Below are 15561 nucleotides of genomic sequence, written 5' to 3'. Positions count from 1 at the left end.
GCATGAGGTCAGGATCAGATCGCTTGACTACGATTCTCAGGTTGTTAATCGGAGCGAAAGACCCGCGGTAATTCCCCTCACTCGACGAGACATTCTGTACTCGATGGTCATGCGATGCCGGCAGCACTCAAAGAGAACATTGTTCCCGTCCCTGGGCAAATCGAAACCCGGCTCTGGCTCCAATTGCTGTCGCTGCATGGTGAGCTGTTCGCGTCGCTCAATTCGATGCTCAATTCGGAGTTCGGCCTGTCGCTGGCAAAATTCGACGTGCTGGCCCAGCTCGATCGTTACCGGGACGGCCTCGCGCTCGGGCAATTGTCGCAAAATCTGAAGGTGACCGGCGGCAATGTCTCGGGGCTCGTGCAACGTCTTCTCGCCGACGACCTCATCAGCAGGGAGATGTCGAGCGAGGACCGGCGGTCCTTCATCGTGCGCCTGACGCCGAAAGGCGAAGCGCTGTTCCGGAAGGCGGCCGAGATCCACAAGAAGCATCTCGCCAAACGGCTCGAGAACGTCTCGGCCCGGGAGCTGGACACCGCGCTGTCCGTGCTGAAATCGCTTTCCTCAAAACTTGATACCGAGAGCAAGAAGCAAAGTCGCAAGAGATAATGGCCAGAGAATCCAAGAGCAGATGGAAGTCGGGTCCGCCGAGGACGAGGGACCAGCTGCAAACCTATATTCCGTATCTGTTCAACCGGCTCGCCAATCGCTGGAACCTCGACCAGAACCGCGATTTGAGCGAACACGGCATCAACAATGTCGTGTTCCGGACGCTGTCGGTGCTGTTCATCTACAAGACTCTCACCGTCAACGAGATCGCGGTTCTCGCGGTAACCGAGCAGTCGACCGCGAGCCGCATGGTCGAGTCCATGGTGTCGTCGGGCCTCGTCAAGCGCGAGATCGCCGAGGAGGACCAGCGCCGCCGCGTCGTCGGCCTGACGCCGGATGGCGAGGCGCTGCTGCGCAAGATCTGGCCGATCATGGCGAACAATTACGACAAGCTGGTCGAGGGCATCGAGCCCGAGGACATCGAGGTCTGCGCGCGCGTGCTGGCCAAGATGGTCGAGAATATCCGCCAGAACCAGATCTGATGAGCTCTTGTTTGGAGCATGATCTCTTCGGAAAACTGCTTCGTACTTTGCGCTAACGCAGCCCTCCGGATCATGCTCTACGGCCCAAGGCCGACGAGGCTGGTACCGCCGCAGACATAAAGCACCTGGCCTGTGACGAAATCGGAGTGCTCGTCGAGGAAGAACGAGATGGCGTGCGCGACATCCTCGCGCGAGCCGAGCCGCCCGATCGGAACGTTGCGCGCCATCCGCTCCTGCTGCTCGGAGCCCTTCGGGATGATGCCCCAGAAATTGTCGGTCAGGATCGGCCCCGGCGCGACGACATTCACGGTGATGCCGCTCGCGGCAAGCTCGAGCGCCCAGGTCCTTGCCATGCCGTGCACGCCGGCCTTGGTGGCCGAATAGGCCGAGCGCATCGCCGCGCCCATCGCGGCGCGCGAAGACACGAACACGATGCGCCCGAAGCGGCGCGCACGCATCCCTTCCAGCGCCGCCTGGGTCAGGAGCATCGGCGCGCCCAGATGCAACTGCGCCAGCATCAATATGTCTTCCGGCTTGGCGTCGGTCAGCAGGTTCGGCAGGATGATCCCGGCATTGTGGACCAGGCTGTCGACGGCGTGATCCCGGCAGATCTCCTGCGCGATCGCACGAGTCTCCTCGATATTGGTGAGGTCGGCGCAATAGGCCGCGAGCAGATCATGCGTCCAGTCGGGCTTCTCCAGTCCGACCGAGACTACGCGCTGCCCGCGCTCGACGAGCTTCTTCGCCAGGGCCTCGCCGATCCCTGAATTGCCGCCGGTGATGAGGGTGGTGCGGATCTCGCTCATGATCAGACCTTCTTGATCAGACTTGCCGCATCAGACTTGCCGCTTCTTGAGGTCACGCAGATCGAAGAACGCGCCCTCGCGCATCAGCTTGCCGACAAAATCCTTCAGCCCGCCGCGCTGGATCTTCTCGGTCGCGGTCAGCGGCAGGCTGTCGGCGAAGCAGATCCACCCCGGCGCCTTGTAATAGGCCATCTGCCCAAGACTCCAGCGCACGATCTCTTCGGCGAGCGCACGGTCCGCGCCGGCCTTCTCGGTGATGATGACCGCGGCAACCTCGTCGCCGCGCACCGGATCCGGCGTCGCCGCGACCGCGGCCTGCCGGATCGCGGGATGGCGGTTGAGCACGGATTCGACCTCGACCGCGGCAATGTTCTCGCCGGAGCGACGGATCACGTTCTTCTTGCGATCGACGAAGTGCAGGTCGCCGTCCGCATCGCGCGACACGATATCGCCGGTGTGCAGCCAGCCGCCGGCCCACGCCTCGGTGGTGGCAGCCTCGTTCTTGAGATATTCGCGGAAGAATCCGTAGCGCGGATCGGCGCCGGCGCGCCGCACCAACAGCTCGCCGGGCACATCCACCGGCGCATCATTGCCGCCGTCGTCCACGATCCGAATCTCGATCTCGGGGGCCGGGCGACCAAAACAGCTGGTGCCGACCTTGCGCGGCTCGACATTGGCGGCGATGACGCCGCCGCTGCCGGTCTCGGTCATCGCCCAGGCTTCCAGCAGCGGAAAGCCGAAGCGCTGCTCGAACGTGGCATGCAGCAGCTTGTCGACGCCGGCGCCGAAGCCGAAGCGCACGCTGTGCGCGCGGTCCAGCTCCGATGGCGGCGCGCTCATCAGCATCGAGGGCATCACTCCGAGATAATGCAGGCAGGTGGCACGGCTGTCGCGCACCGAGGCCCACCAGCTGCGCGGGTGGAAGCGATCGAGCATGGTCAGGCTGCCGCCGACCGACAGCATCGCCATCAGAGACACCGCCATCGCGTTCATGTGGAACAGCGGCAGCGGCGTGATCATGCGCTCGCCGTCTGGCTTGAGGTCGATCAGCCCGCCGACGTCGCGATACCAGTTCCCGCAATGCAGGAAATAGGTGTTGGTGAGGACGCAGCCCTTGGGCTGGCCCGTCGTCCCCGACGTATAGAGCAGCGCGCATTCGCTCCCCTCGCTTGCCGAGCTCGAGGGCCGCGCACCGCCGAAGGGTGCGGGAACCTCGTCCTGATCGTCCACGACAGGGATCGGGCGGCCGGCCTGACGCGCGGCCAGCTCCACCTCCCCGCGCCGGTCAGCGAGGACGAACGCAGCATTCATCTCGGAATGCGAGATGATGTATTCGAGCTCGCTGAGACGGAGGTCCGGATTGATCGGCACCACCGAGACGCCGAGCGCATTGAGCGCGAACCACAGCTCGATGAAGACGGGCCTGTTCTGGAGCAGCAGCCCGACCCGGTGGCCTTCGCCGTAACCGCGGCGCGCAAACGCCCCGCGCCAGCGCTCGACCCGCTCGAGCATCGCCCGGTAGGAAATCTCGCCCGCCGCAGTGCCGTAGATGCCTGCCGTCTCCGGCAGCACATTGAGGAAGGCCGCTTCGCCACGGCGGAGCGCGGTTTCTTGAAAACGAGCATGGACAGTGGGCGCAGCGATCAAGGCAGTCTCACATGAAAAGCTGGATGTTGCCGAACGGCGCATCGAAATTGACGAGATCGACGCGCTTGAGCTTGATTTTCAGGGCATCGCCGACCTGCACGAGCTCGTGCGAGGCCCATCCCGAATATCGCTCCAGCATATCGCCACGCGTCTCGGTGTAGATGTAGGCGGTCCGTGCCTTGAACACGCCGGCAGCAGGATCGCACGTGACGATCCGCGGGGCCTGGAGCAGATGATGGCAACGGCTCTTCGGCTTCTGGCTGAAGGTGCGCTCGCCGGCGAGCCGCTCGACCCGCACCTTCAGCAGCAGCAGGTCCTCGTACATCAGTGACGGCTGCAGCACCGGGTCCTGCTGCTGCCATTCGAGCGGCATCCAGTAACGCCCTTCGGGGTGAAACAGATCGAGCCAGGTCTGCCACTCCATCGTGTCGAGCAGCTCGGCCTCGCGATAGATGAAGTCCGTGATGGTCTTCTCGCCGATCATTCCGCGGCCTCGATGCGCTTGTCCATGCCCATGGTGATGAATTTCGCCCAGGCGTGAAACTGGTTTCGCATCTGCCGCTCGGACGTGCCGTTGATCACCGCCGTGACGTCCTGCTCTTCATGGCCGTCGTAGAGCCGCCGCAGATTGACCCATTGATTGCCGTTGGACTTCAGTCCCTCCTGCGCCCGCTCATACATCTCGAGATCGTCGTGGCCGACGATCGAGGTCGGCGCGTTGATGAAGCGGTTGTACATCAATGCGCGCTCGTAGAGCTTGTCGGGCGCGCCGACCAGGCGATAGACCCAGCTCTCGACCAGCGTCTTGTCGACCGCGATCGGGATGAAATTGCGCAGGATCTGGACAGCGCCCTTCACCATGATGTTCGGGAAGTAGACGGTGTTATGCCTGATTTCGCCAAGGATCTCATGCGCGCGCTGCTCGCCATAGGCCGCGACCATCTGGTCGAGATAGCCCGGGATATCCGAATAGTTCGAATGGATGGAGTTGGCGACGCCGGTGTGGCCGTGACCGTTCGGCCAGATCCGGATGCCGCTCTGCTCGTAGAACTCGTAGGGGCTCATGAAGGGACCGTAGAGCTGCACCGCCATCGGTGTTTCCGTGGAATCGCCCTGCTCGCGCTTCCAGACCTTGACGGCGGTGCCGGCCGAGCTTTCGTGCGCCACCATCGGATGGCAGGTGTCGGTCTGGTTCTCGACCAGCATCTTCCAATTGCAGGTGTGCATGTAGCGGATCGGCGTCGCCTGGACTGCGAGCTTCCCTTCGGGCGAGCGATCGACCATGTTGTCGATGGTCGAAAGACTTTCGCCGAAATAATCCTCGAAGGAGACGCCGTTAGCGCTCAGGCGAGCGAAGATGAAATCGCGGTAGATGACGACGTTCCTGACCTTCGACAGCCCCTCATTCGCCTGGGTGTCGCCGAAGCCAGTGCCCTCGTAGCCCTTCTTCAACGGGATCGCGAGCAGGGAACCGTCGGTCTTGAAAGACCAGGCGTGATAAGGGCAGCGGAAGAACTTACCGGTGTTGCCGCAGGGCTCGGACGCGATCTTCACGCCCTTGTGCGGGCAGCGATTGTAGAACACATGGATGGAGCCGTCGGTATGGCGGCTGGCCATGACCGGCTGCCGGCCGATATTGGCCGTGATGAAATCGCCGGGCTTTGCAAGTTGACTCGCATGGCCGACATAGACCCAGCTGTTGGGAAACAGGTGCGCCATCTCGAGCTCGAAGATCTCGGGGTCGACATAGACGTCGCGATGCACCTCGGCCTCGCGCACCAGCGCCGCAATCGCGCGGGCATTCCCGCCGTATCTTTTCATGGCGTCCCTCGTCTCCCCTAGAGATCCAGCACCAGACGTTCCGACTTCGCGCGTGACACGCAGATCTGCATGACCTTGTTGGACGCCCTCTCCTCGTCGCTGAGGATGACGTCGCGATGATCGGGGACTCCCGCGATCACGCCGCACTGGCAGATGCCGCAATCGCCGCGCCGGCAGTCGTAGAGCACGTCGAAACCAGCCGCCTCCAGCGCCTCGATGATGGTCTGCCCCGCCGCAACGCCGACGACCTGCCCGGTCGACTTGATCTCGACCTCGAACGGGCGGTCAGGCGACAACGGCTTCTCGGACTTGAAGAGCTCGTAATGAACGCGATCGGCTGACGCGCCGGCGGCGGCCGCAGCGGCCTTCACCGCGTCGATCATGCCCGAGGGGCCGCAGACATAGACGTGGGCGTTTGCTGCGGCATCGCCGAGCGCCGCGACAATGTCGAGGCGGGATTCATCGCTGTCGTAGTGGATGGACAGCCTTCCGGCGCAGATCTCCTGCAATTGCGGCAGGAACGCCAGCAATCCTTGCGTGCGCCCGGCATAGTGCAGGCGATATGAGCTTCCTCGCGCCGCGAGCTCCGCCGCCATCGACAGAACAGGCGTGATGCCGATGCCACCGGCAAACAGCAGCGCCGGCGCTGCTCCCTCGTGCAGTCGAAAATTGTTGACCGGCGCGCTCGCCTTCACGACGTCGCCGACCTTGAGCGCGTGCATGAACTGCGAGCCGCCGCTCGAAGCCTCCTCCCGCAGGACACCAAGCGCCAGCGCATCTTCGGGAAGACCCGGCAACGCCATCAGCGAGTACGGCCGGTCTCCGCCATTCGGGAGCGCCACGCGGAGATGCGCGCCTGCCTGCCATTGCGGCACGACGCCGTCCTCCACACCAAACACAAGGCTCCGTATGAACGGCGTCTCCGCGACACACGACCTGACCTTGAGCTTGAGCGGATGCACGTCCATTCAGGCATCTCACGGAATGTATGAATTTGCATATTTTTAGACGTGTAATAATTCGCTGTCAATCGTCAGCGCGGGGGCAGGTCCGGATGATGCAATCAATGGACCGCCAGCGGGTTCTCAGGGTCGCTCCCGCTGGGCAACGTCGGTGGTGCCAGCCTCGGGGGCTACTACCGTTTTTTTGCTCCCGGCCGCCAGGTCCGGCGCATCAAGCGCTGTCCTGCGTTCGGCAGCGGCTTAGAGTACGCCGGCAGTTCGCAGTGCCAGCTCGAGCCTCTTTAGCTCGGCCGGCGTCGCCGCCGGCTGCGGCGGCCGCGCCGCATCGCATGACAGGCGTCCGAGCAATTTCAGGCACGCCTTGAGCCGCACGGTCGCCCGCCCTCCGGGTGCCTCACGATAGATCGCGACCGCCAGCGGATACAGCTTCTCATGGGCGGCGCGCGCCCGCTCCCAATCGCCGGCCTCCGCCGCAGCCCAGAGGTTCACGACCAGCTCCGGAACGACGCAGGCAAGGCTGACCTGGCTGCCGGCCGAGCCGACGAGATAGCTCGTCAGCAGATGCTCGTCACCCGAGCCAAGCACGACGAATTCTGGTCGCAGTTTCCGGATCAACCTGAGGTTCTGCTCGTACGTCGCGACCTCCCAGCTGCCCTCCTTGATCGCAACGAAGCGAGGGTCCGCCACGAGCCGTTCCAGCAGCGATGGCGCATAAGACATGGCTCCCGCGCCGACGGGCGCAGCATAGAGCATCAACGGCGCGGCCGTCGCATCGCGGATGCGGCGGTGATGCTCGATCACGCACTCATCGGCGTGGCCTAGCGCCCAGCTGTTGGGGGGAAACACCAGCAGCCCGTCCGCGCCGGCCTGCTCCAGCGCAGCCGCCTCGCGCGCGGCCTCCAGGCTCGATTCATGGTTGACCCCGGACACGATCAGGCAGTCCTTCGGTGCGTGCCAACGCGCCAGCTCCACCACGCGTCGCTTCTCGGCCAGCGACAGCACGAAATTCTCGCCGGCGTGACCGTTGACCAGGAGCCCGTTGATGCCGGATGTGGATGCCACCGCGGTGAAATGGGCTGCGAGCTGCGCCTCATCGATCTCGAAATCGGCCGTCATCGGCACGATGGTGGCGGCATGGATGCCGCGCAGGCGATCGCTGAATGTCCGCATCTCCACGGGCATCTAGTGAATGATCTGGTCGAGGAACGTCCGCGCCCGCTCGGACTTCGGATGCTTGAAGAACTCCTCCGGCGCGGCCTGCTCGACCACCCTGCCCTCGTTCATGAATACGATGCGGTCGGCGACCTCGCGGGCAAAGCCCATCTCGTGAGTCACGCACAACATGGTCATGCCCTCCTCCGCAAGCTTCTTCATGGTCTCCAGCACTTCCTTGACCATCTCGGGGTCGAGCGCGGAGGTCGGCTCGTCGAACAGCATGATCTTGGGACGCATGCACAGCGCACGTGCGATGGCGACGCGCTGCTGCTGGCCGCCCGAGAGCTGCCCGGGGAATTTCTCGGCCTGATCCGGGATCCGGACTTTTGTCAGGAAATGCATGGCGAGATCCTTGGCCTCGGCCTCGCTCATGCCGTTCGCGGTCATCGGCGCCAGAGTGCAGTTCTCCAGCACCGTCATGTGCGGGAACAGATTAAAGCTCTGGAACACCATGCCGGTGTCCCGCCTGACCGCATCGATATTCTTACGCTGATGATCGAGCTCGACGCCGTTGACGTAGATCAGCCCTTCATCGTGCTTCTCGATGTGGTTGATGCAGCGAATGAGCGTCGATTTGCCCGAGCCGGAGGGACCGCAGACCACGATCTTCTCGCCCTTGGCGACCTTGAGATCGACCTCGTTCAACGCGGTGAAGTCGCCATAGTGCTTGTAGACCGCCTCCATGCGGACCGCAGGCACCTCGCGGAGCTGCGGCTGCACTGTTGCACCTTCGGCCCTAGCCATCGATCTCTCGCTCATGCACGGGCCTCCACACTCGCCTGCGCAACCGGCGCGCTCGCTGCGACCCGCCTGGTTTTCGCGGCACTCGATCGACCGAAATGCTTCTCGAGCCGGCGCTGAACCGCATCCCATACAGAGGTGAGGATCAGGTAATACGCGGTCGCAGCCGCATAGACCTCCAAGATCTGGAAATGCTCCTGCATCAGCATGTCGCTGCGGCGCATCAGCTCCTCAACCGAGATTACGGAAGCGAGCGATGTTGCCTTCAACAGCGAGTTGATGGAGTTGCCGAGCGGCGGGATCATCAGCCGGAACGCTTGCGGCAGGGTCACGCGGCGGAACGTGACCCAGGGTGACAGGCTGAGCGCCCAGGCCGCCTCACGCTGCCCTGCCGACACCGCCATGAAGCCGCTGCGCACGATCTCGGCGAGATAGGCGGCTTCGTTGAGGATGAGGCCGACGAGCGCACAGGTGATTACGCTGAACTTGATGCCGAGCTGCGGCAAGCCGCTGTAGATCACCACGAGCTGGATCAGGAGGGGCGTGCCGCGAAAGAACCAGATGTAGAAGCGTGCGGCACCCGCGAGCACCGGATTGGACGACATGCGCAACAACGCGATGCCCATGCCGAGGATCAGTCCGCCGACGACCGCCGCCACCGTCAAGCCGATGGTGACGAGCACTCCCTTCATCAGGAAGTAGTTGAAGAAGTAGCTGACGGCGGCCGTCGGACTGAAGAGGCTCATCGGCTCGTCTCCGTAGGTTTCAGGCCGGACCGGGGCCGGCGATCGCGAGCGGCTGATCGGCCGGCATGGCGGTCAGGCCGAACTTGTCGAACAGCGCCTGATAAAAGCCGTCGGCGCGCATCGCGTTGAGCGCCTTGACCACGGTCTCGGCGACCGTCTTGTTGCGGAAACCAAGCGTGGTCCTGGCGGTGCCGAGCCCGCTCAGGACTTCCTTCACGCGACCACGGCCGACGAGATCGCGTGCGACGCTGTCGACCAGCAGCGCATTGTCGACCTGGCCCGCAAGCAGCGCGGCGACGACGTTGGTCGCAGTCGGGAACGTCCGCATCTCGACGGCCGCTCCGCCTTTCGCCACGCTGGCATCGCTGAGCTTCTTGAGCCAGTTCATCTGATAGCTGCTGACCTCGACGGCGGATGATTTTCCGATCAGATCATTTTCGGTAGCAATTTTTGTGCCGCTGTCGGGTGCGACCACGACCGAGATCGCCTGAATGGCATAGGGCACCATGTACATCAGCTTCGAGCGTTCCTCGGTCCAGAACATGCCGGTATTAACGCCGTCGATGCGCGCTGCGCCCAAGGCGGGAATCATGGCCGGAAAATCCATCCGGACGAGTTCTACGGGAAGACACAACCGCTTGCCGAGCTCGGCGGCGAGCTCGACGTTGAGGCCCTGCAGCTGACCATCCTTGTCAACGAATTGCTGCGGCGGATTGGTCGGGTTGATGGAGAGCTGCAATTTGCCCGGCGCGATCAGATTGTCGTCGGTGATTGCGGGCGTGCAGGCGGCATGCACCGCCGTGGATGCGAGAACGAGTGCGGCAGCCGCACCCAAGCGAAACAATGTCGAGACCATGGATACCTCCAGTAAGACGCCAATGACCGATGCAGTTCCTCGCGCGGGATTCCCTCGATGCTTGTTGGATGCGGCCGGCCGGATCTCGCGACACGGCAGGCAGCATCGTCTTCGATCTGCTCAAGCCGGTCCCGACATCGGCCTGAGCTGGATGCGCATGAAATTCTTCACCAGGGATTCGAACGGACCAAAGCCCTTCACCTTCAGGAATTCCGGCGTCTCGAACGCCCACCTGCCCGCGACCTCGTACATTGCGGCATATTTCGGCCCGTCATTGACGGAGACGAAGCGCTTCGCAGAAAGCCAGCCGGGACAGGCGAGCAGATCGGGGAAATGCGTCTGCTCGTACCAGGCGTTGAACGCAGCCTCATGCTCGGGGTCGATGTCGACCCGCACGATATGGATGAAGGCTTCGTCCGCCATCGGCGCGTTCCTCACGCTAAGTGCGGATGTCGCCGGCCGCGCGCGCCGCGCCGACGGTCGTTGCGATGGCATCGCACAGCGCCGGCAGAACCGGCAGCAGCGGCGGCCGCGGATCGGCGTTGCGGATCAGGCCGAGCGCCTTCAGCCCGACCTTCATGCGGGTGTGCATGTCCATGATCGGCGCAGGCCCGTAGATGGCGCGGACGATCGGATAGAGCCGTTCGTTGACGGCGCGCATCGCCTTGAGGTCATCGGCGAGCGAGGCCTGCCAAAGCGCGACGAACAAATCCGGCGCGAGGCTGACGAGGCCGGAGAGAATGCCGTCGCCGCCAACGGCGAGCTGCGGCAGGAACCAGTTGAAGTTCGACGGCAGGATCGCGACGGAAGCGTCGGCCTGCTTCACCGCCCGCCGGTTCTCGTCATAGGCCAGCATGGTATCGCTGCCTTCTTTGACGGCGATCACGCTGTCGAGCGCTGCGATCTTCGCCAGAGTCTCCGGCGAGTAGCCGAAGCCGGATGTCAGCGGATACTGGAAGATCGAGACGGGAATTCCGATCGCGGAGCTGACCGCCTGCACGAAAGCCAGTGGCGCGCGTGAGGTCGCCGACGCACCGCCGCCGAGCGGCGCGGGCGGGAACAACACGGCGCAATCGGCGCCGGCAGCTTCCGCGAGTTGGGCCTGGTGGATCGCTTCCGCCGTCGAATGCGCGATGATGCCTGAAAGCAGCGGCTTGGCGCCGATCTGCCGGCGCGTCCGCTCGATCACGGCCTGACGCTCGTCATCCGAGAGCGATCCGCCCTCGCCGGCATGGCCATTGACGAACACCGCCGCGACTCCATCCGGGCACGCGCAGTAGTCCAGCACGCGGGCATAGCCGTCCCAGTCGATTGAGCTGTCGTCCTTGAAGGGCAGCACGGTGGCGACCGTGACGCCGCGCAGATCCGGTTTCTTCATCGCCTTGTTCATGACGGTTTCGGTCGCGGAAATTTCAGGCTCGCGCGCGCCTTCAGCACTTCGAGGCCGCCCTCGTTGCGCGCGCTCGCCTCCCAGATGATCGTGCGGGTCTCGTCGTGCTGCTCGGCGATCCAGACGTCGAAGGTGAGCGTGTCGCCGTAGAACACGGGACCTGTGAACCAGAATCGGTCCTCCACCGAGACGCCGATGGTGCCCACCAGCTCAGAGGTGAGGATGCTGGTGCAGAGCCCCGCGACCATGATCCCCGGCGCCAGTCGGCGGCCGAAGCGCGTCGCGCCGGCATAGACCTCGTCGACATGAACGGGGCCGAAATCGCCGGTCGCGGCGATATAGAGCGCACCATCGGCCTCGGTGATGGTCTTGCTCAGGCTGACCCTGTCATTCACCTTGAGATCGTCGAAGGACTTTGGCTCGTACATGGCTCAGGCCTTCGTGAAGGGAACCAGCGTTGCGGTGCCGTCCACCACCGTCACGCCTGAGGGCGACAGCGTGCAGGTGACCCGGCAGACCGCCTCCTCCCCCGCAACCGAGACGATCTCGGCCCTGGCTTCGACGGACTCGCCGACGATCACGGGCGCGGTAAAATTCAGCGCGATGCTTCCGATCCGCCGCGTCGGTCCGCCGAGCTGGCTGAGGCACGTCGTGGCGAGCCCGCCGACCGCGAGTTCGAACGCGACCATGTTCGACGCGCCAGCTTTCCTGGCGCGGACGGCATCGACGTAGAGGCCGCCGATATTGCCGCTGATGCCGGTGAACATCGCCTGCTCGGCGACCGTCATGGTCTTGCGGAAGGCGAAGGCAGCGCCGGGCTTGAGAGGTGCGTGAGCCATCGATCGCTTCCCTAGAGCTGCAAGCCGTTCTTGATGGTGCTGCGCGCGACCAGCATGCGGTGGATTTCGGAGGTGCCGTCATAGATGCGGGTGACGCGGGCATCGCGATACATCCGCTCCAGCGGCAGGTCCTTGCTGAAGCCCATGCCGCCGAACACCTGGATGGCGCGGTCGACGACGCGGCCCTGCATCTCGGATGCCGCAACCTTGATCATCGAGACCTTGTCGCGCGCATCCTTGCCCTGATCGATGTCCCAGGCGGCGTTCATCACCATCATCTTCACGCCAAAGAGCTCGGTGGCGGAATCGGCGATCAGCTTCTGCACCATCTGGAAATCGCCGATCAGCTGGCCGAACTGGCGCCGCTCGCCGGCGTGCCTGCGCATCATCTCCAACGCGCGCTGCGCCATGCCGACGGCGCGCGCACCGATATGGGCGAGACGGATCTGGAGCACGCTCTGCATGATCAGCTTGAAGCCGCCGCCAACCTCGCCGAGCACGGCCGCTTTCGGGATGCGGCAGTCCTCGAAGGTCAGCTCGGCATGGCCGTAGCCGCGATGGCCCATCATCGGCTGGGTGCGCGCGACCTTGAAGCCGGGCGTGCCGCGATCGACCAGGAACAGGGTGATGCCGCCGCGGGCACGCTTCTCCTTGTCGGTCAGTGCCATCAGGATCACATAGTCGGCGATGTCGCCGTCGCTGATGAAATGCTTGGTGCCGTTAAGGACCCACTGGTCGCCATCGAGCTGAGCCGTCGTGCTGATCGACGCAGCATCCGAGCCGGCGCCCGGCTCGGTGATCGCCATGGCGCAGATCTTGTCGCCCTTCACCGTCGGTAGCAGATAGCGCTCGACCTGGTCGCCCTTGCAGGCCATCAGCATCGGATAGACCTGGCCGAATACACGGCGGATCAGCGCATCCGAGGTCTTGCCAAATTCTTCCTCGACCAGGCAATGCTCGACGCAAGTTAGGCCGCCGCCGCCGACATCCGCCGGCATGTTCATGGCGTAGAGGCCGAGCTTCTGTGCCTTGGCCTTGGTGACCGCAAGCGCCTCGGCCGGCACCGTGGCCGTCTGCTCTACGACGTCTTCGAGCGGCTGCACCTCCGTCTCGACAAAGCGGCGGACGGTGTCGACCAAGAGGCGCGTCTCTTCGGGGATTGAAAAATCGATCATCGCGCCACTCCGACGGCCTTACCGGCGACCATCGCGTCGATCTCCACTGCGTCGTAGCCGATCTCGCCGAGCACCTCGCGCGTCTGTGCACCAAGGCGCTGCGGCACCAGCCGCACCTCGGGCGTCTGCCCGTCGTAGCGCGCGGGATGCGCAACCATGCGGATCGGCGCGCCGCCTGCACTCTCCGCGCTCTTGAACACGCCGAGATGGTTGAGCTGGGGATCGGACTCGAGATCGCGATAGTCTTGTACCGGCGCATGCCAGATGCGCGCCGCTTCCAGCGCCGGCAGCCAATCGGCCGTCGGCTTCTGTTTCAGCCTGACAGCAACGATCCGCGTGATCTCCTCGCGCTTCGAAAAACTGTCGGTGTCGCCGAACTGCTTCAGCTCCTCGGTGTCCAGCGCGACCGCGAGCGCCTTGGGGGACGCCATCGAGATCGCCATATGGCCGTCCGCCGTCGCGTGAACGCCGTAAGGCCCCGGGCTGAACCAGGCCGCGATGCCGGCCGGACCGCGCGACGTCGGCGACGGCGCCCCGTTCAGCCAGGCCGTCAGCGGCTCGACCTGAAGATCGAGCGCGGCCTGATAGAGGTTGACCTCGACGAGCTGGCCCTTGCCCGTCTTCGTTCGTGCGAACAATGCCGCCAAAATGCTCATGGCATAGAGCGAGGCGGCGTGCTGATCCACGATCACCGCGCCTACCGCCGTCGGCTCGCCATCGGCGCGCCCGGTCCGCATCGCAAGGCCGGACATCGCCTGGAGCAGAAGATCCTGGCCGGGGCGATCCTTGTACGGCCCGTCCGATCCGAAGCCGGTGGCGACCGCATAGATCAGGCCGGGGTTGATCGCTTTCAGCGTGTCGTAGCCCAGGCCGAGCTTGGCCATGGTGCCGGGGCGAAAGTTCTCCATCACGACATCGGCGGTCGCGACCAGCTTCTTCACCGCGGCGATGCCGTCCGGATGCTTGAGATCGACGGCGAGGCTGCGCTTGTTGCGCCCGGTCGCCAGATGATTGACGCTGTCGCCTGCGACGAAGTGGTTCGCGACTGCCCAGTTGCGCTGGAACGCGCCCTCGATCGGCTCGACCGCGATGACGTCGGCGCCGAGATCGGCGAGCGTTTGCGCGGCCAGCGGGCCCGCGAGGTAATGATTGAAGCTGAGGATCTTGACGCCGTCGAGCAGATTCACCGGGGTACTCCTGACCTAAGCAGCCTGATTGGACGCACCGCGCCACGTCAGACCGAAGGTTTCGACCAGATTGCGGGCGGCCGCATCCTGTGCTGCAGGGAGCGGCAGGCGCGGAGGACGCGGATGGCCGGCTGCAAAGCCCATATGGCCGAGCAGCGCCTTGCTGCCGGCGACATAGGCCTGGCCGCCGACGAATTCGATCACCGGCAAATATTTCAGATAGAGCTCGCGCGCTTCCTTGATCGCGCCGTGGTCAGCGACGAGGCTGAAGATGCGGGCCATCTCCGCCGGGACCACGTTGGAGGCCACGGCCACCCAGCCCTGCGCACCCTCAACGAAGGACTCGAAGCCGAGGATGCCGCCGAACACGGTGATCCTGTCGCCGCAGAGGCGGATGATGTCGCGCACCCGCGTCACCTCCAGCGTCGACTCCTTGATATAGAGACAATTGTCGATCTCGGCGATCCGCGCCACGAGCTGCGGCTTGAGATCGACATTGGCGGTCGCCGGATTGTTGTAGACCATGATCGGCAACGCGATTGCGTCGGCTATGGTCCTGTAATGATGGACGAGCTCGTCATCGGTCGGCGTCGAATAGAACGGCGGGATGATCATCACGCCGTCAGCGCCCAGTTTTTCGGCACGGCGGCTGAGACGCACCACCTCGCGCGTGTCCTCCGCGCCGGTGCCGATCAGCACCGGCACGCGGCCTGCGGCCTGGCGAATGACGACTTCCGCGACGAGCGCCTTCTCGTCGTCGTCCATGGACAGGAACTCGCCGGTCGAGCCGAGCGGGATCAGCCCGTGAATGCCTTCCGCGATCTGCCAGTCGACGAAGGCGCGCAAGGCCGCAACATCGACTTCGCCCGCCGCCGTGAACGGGGTGATCATGACGGTGTAGGTGCCGCGGAACGACTTCATCAAGGTACTACCGGGCGCTCGGGTGAATTCGGACGACGGGCGCCGCCTGCGGAATATCCGCAAGCTCTATGCAATCGTTTGCATAAATGGCTCTGCATTGGGCAACACCATCCATTTTTTGAGCTTGATCAGTGTGAAAGAAGCTCTTAGCGTTTCTGCAATCG

Annotated in this window: 18 protein-coding genes; 2 read left to right on the top strand and 16 right to left on the bottom strand. The window is 64.1% G+C overall.

Annotated features, from left to right (window positions below; translation table 11 throughout):
• Positions 1-114 precede the first annotated feature (114 nt).
• Entirely contained in the window at positions 115-609 is a 495-nt protein-coding gene (locus tag HZZ16_RS02130; protein ID WP_197946850.1) for a MarR family winged helix-turn-helix transcriptional regulator, read from the top strand.
• Positions 609-1091, top strand: a complete 483-nt coding sequence (locus HZZ16_RS02125) for a MarR family winged helix-turn-helix transcriptional regulator (RefSeq protein WP_197946849.1) — start codon at positions 609-611, stop codon at positions 1089-1091. The genes HZZ16_RS02130 and HZZ16_RS02125 overlap by 1 nt, the downstream gene beginning before the upstream one ends.
• Before the next feature lie 77 nt (positions 1092-1168).
• Here HZZ16_RS02125 and HZZ16_RS02120 read toward each other — a convergent pair whose 3' ends face one another.
• The 16 genes from HZZ16_RS02120 to dapA form a co-directional block, all read right to left on the bottom strand.
• A complete protein-coding gene (locus tag HZZ16_RS02120; protein WP_197946848.1) occupies positions 1169-1897 on the bottom strand; it encodes an SDR family NAD(P)-dependent oxidoreductase in 729 nt (242 codons plus the stop codon).
• Between the two features lie 30 nt (positions 1898-1927).
• On the bottom strand, positions 1928-3544 hold the full coding sequence (locus tag HZZ16_RS02115) for an ATP-dependent acyl-CoA ligase (protein ID WP_197946847.1): 1617 nt from the start codon (positions 3542-3544) through the stop codon (positions 1928-1930).
• A gap of 7 nt (positions 3545-3551) precedes the next feature.
• Positions 3552-4028, bottom strand: a complete 477-nt coding sequence (locus tag HZZ16_RS02110; RefSeq protein ID WP_197946846.1) for an aromatic-ring-hydroxylating dioxygenase subunit beta — start codon at positions 4026-4028, stop codon at positions 3552-3554.
• Positions 4025-5365, bottom strand: a complete 1341-nt coding sequence (locus tag HZZ16_RS02105) for an aromatic ring-hydroxylating dioxygenase subunit alpha (RefSeq protein WP_197946845.1) — start codon at positions 5363-5365, stop codon at positions 4025-4027. The genes HZZ16_RS02110 and HZZ16_RS02105 overlap by 4 nt, the downstream gene beginning before the upstream one ends.
• A gap of 17 nt (positions 5366-5382) precedes the next feature.
• Positions 5383-6333, bottom strand: coding sequence for a PDR/VanB family oxidoreductase (locus tag HZZ16_RS02100; protein WP_197946844.1), 951 nt, complete (start codon positions 6331-6333; stop codon positions 5383-5385).
• A 234-nt stretch (positions 6334-6567) separates the two neighbouring features.
• Positions 6568-7497, bottom strand: a complete 930-nt coding sequence (locus HZZ16_RS02095; RefSeq protein WP_246509914.1) for a dihydrodipicolinate synthase family protein — start codon at positions 7495-7497, stop codon at positions 6568-6570.
• A 12-nt stretch (positions 7498-7509) separates the two neighbouring features.
• Entirely contained in the window at positions 7510-8301 is a 792-nt protein-coding gene (locus HZZ16_RS02090; protein WP_376707546.1) for an amino acid ABC transporter ATP-binding protein, read from the bottom strand.
• Positions 8298-9029 (bottom strand): amino acid ABC transporter permease, encoded by a 732-nt coding sequence (locus tag HZZ16_RS02085; RefSeq protein WP_172784534.1) that lies wholly within the window; start codon positions 9027-9029, stop codon positions 8298-8300. Before HZZ16_RS02085 ends, HZZ16_RS02090 begins: the two co-directional genes overlap by 4 nt.
• Positions 9030-9048: 19 nt before the next feature.
• On the bottom strand, positions 9049-9885 hold the full coding sequence (locus tag HZZ16_RS02080; protein ID WP_197946842.1) for an ABC transporter substrate-binding protein: 837 nt from the start codon (positions 9883-9885) through the stop codon (positions 9049-9051).
• 120 nt (positions 9886-10005) lie between these two features.
• Positions 10006-10308, bottom strand: coding sequence for a DUF4286 family protein (locus HZZ16_RS02075; RefSeq protein WP_197946841.1), 303 nt, complete (start codon positions 10306-10308; stop codon positions 10006-10008).
• A 16-nt stretch (positions 10309-10324) separates the two neighbouring features.
• On the bottom strand, positions 10325-11275 hold the full coding sequence (locus HZZ16_RS02070; protein WP_197946840.1) for a dihydrodipicolinate synthase family protein: 951 nt from the start codon (positions 11273-11275) through the stop codon (positions 10325-10327).
• Positions 11272-11703, bottom strand: coding sequence for a MaoC/PaaZ C-terminal domain-containing protein (locus HZZ16_RS02065; RefSeq protein WP_197946839.1), 432 nt, complete (start codon positions 11701-11703; stop codon positions 11272-11274). Before HZZ16_RS02065 ends, HZZ16_RS02070 begins: the two co-directional genes overlap by 4 nt.
• 3 nt (positions 11704-11706) lie before the next feature.
• Positions 11707-12114, bottom strand: a complete 408-nt coding sequence (locus tag HZZ16_RS02060; protein ID WP_197946838.1) for a MaoC/PaaZ C-terminal domain-containing protein — start codon at positions 12112-12114, stop codon at positions 11707-11709.
• 11 nt (positions 12115-12125) lie between these two features.
• Entirely contained in the window at positions 12126-13289 is a 1164-nt protein-coding gene (locus HZZ16_RS02055; protein WP_197946837.1) for an acyl-CoA dehydrogenase family protein, read from the bottom strand.
• On the bottom strand, positions 13286-14476 hold the full coding sequence (locus HZZ16_RS02050; RefSeq protein ID WP_197946836.1) for a CaiB/BaiF CoA transferase family protein: 1191 nt from the start codon (positions 14474-14476) through the stop codon (positions 13286-13288). The genes HZZ16_RS02055 and HZZ16_RS02050 overlap by 4 nt, the downstream gene beginning before the upstream one ends.
• A gap of 15 nt (positions 14477-14491) precedes the next feature.
• Positions 14492-15400: a 4-hydroxy-tetrahydrodipicolinate synthase gene (gene dapA, locus HZZ16_RS02045; protein WP_197946835.1), complete on the bottom strand. Its 909-nt coding sequence runs from the start codon at positions 15398-15400 to the stop codon at positions 14492-14494.
• Between the last annotated feature and the right edge of the window lie 161 nt (positions 15401-15561).

It is taken from the genome of Bradyrhizobium glycinis (assembly GCF_016031655.1).
GTDB classification, from domain to species: Bacteria; Pseudomonadota; Alphaproteobacteria; order Rhizobiales; family Xanthobacteraceae; genus Bradyrhizobium; species Bradyrhizobium glycinis.
Note: the sequence above shows the minus strand (reverse complement) of the source record. Positions and strands in the feature narration are given on the sequence as shown.

Excerpts from the sequence above, each read along its gene's own strand:
- HZZ16_RS02080 (WP_197946842.1), bottom strand. The coding sequence starts at position 9,885 with ATGGTCTCGACATTGTTTCGCTTGGGTGCGGCTGCCGCACTCGTTCTC.
- HZZ16_RS02075 (WP_197946841.1), bottom strand. The coding sequence starts at position 10,308 with ATGGCGGACGAAGCCTTCATCCATATCGTGCGGGTCGACATCGACCCC.
- HZZ16_RS02060 (WP_197946838.1), bottom strand. The coding sequence starts at position 12,114 with ATGGCTCACGCACCTCTCAAGCCCGGCGCTGCCTTCGCCTTCCGCAAG.
- HZZ16_RS02130 (WP_197946850.1), top strand. The coding sequence starts at position 115 with ATGCCGGCAGCACTCAAAGAGAACATTGTTCCCGTCCCTGGGCAAATC.
- HZZ16_RS02110 (WP_197946846.1), bottom strand. The coding sequence starts at position 4,028 with ATGATCGGCGAGAAGACCATCACGGACTTCATCTATCGCGAGGCCGAG.
- HZZ16_RS02065 (WP_197946839.1), bottom strand. The coding sequence starts at position 11,703 with ATGTACGAGCCAAAGTCCTTCGACGATCTCAAGGTGAATGACAGGGTC.
- HZZ16_RS02125 (WP_197946849.1), top strand. The coding sequence starts at position 609 with ATGGCCAGAGAATCCAAGAGCAGATGGAAGTCGGGTCCGCCGAGGACG.
- HZZ16_RS02085 (WP_172784534.1), bottom strand. The coding sequence starts at position 9,029 with ATGAGCCTCTTCAGTCCGACGGCCGCCGTCAGCTACTTCTTCAACTAC.
- HZZ16_RS02100 (WP_197946844.1), bottom strand. The coding sequence starts at position 6,333 with ATGGACGTGCATCCGCTCAAGCTCAAGGTCAGGTCGTGTGTCGCGGAG.
- HZZ16_RS02120 (WP_197946848.1), bottom strand. The coding sequence starts at position 1,897 with ATGAGCGAGATCCGCACCACCCTCATCACCGGCGGCAATTCAGGGATC.
- HZZ16_RS02055 (WP_197946837.1), bottom strand. The coding sequence starts at position 13,289 with ATGATCGATTTTTCAATCCCCGAAGAGACGCGCCTCTTGGTCGACACC.
- HZZ16_RS02090 (WP_376707546.1), bottom strand. The coding sequence starts at position 8,301 with ATGAGCGAGAGATCGATGGCTAGGGCCGAAGGTGCAACAGTGCAGCCG.
- HZZ16_RS02095 (WP_246509914.1), bottom strand. The coding sequence starts at position 7,497 with ATGCGGACATTCAGCGATCGCCTGCGCGGCATCCATGCCGCCACCATC.
- HZZ16_RS02105 (WP_197946845.1), bottom strand. The coding sequence starts at position 5,365 with ATGAAAAGATACGGCGGGAATGCCCGCGCGATTGCGGCGCTGGTGCGC.
- HZZ16_RS02070 (WP_197946840.1), bottom strand. The coding sequence starts at position 11,275 with ATGAACAAGGCGATGAAGAAACCGGATCTGCGCGGCGTCACGGTCGCC.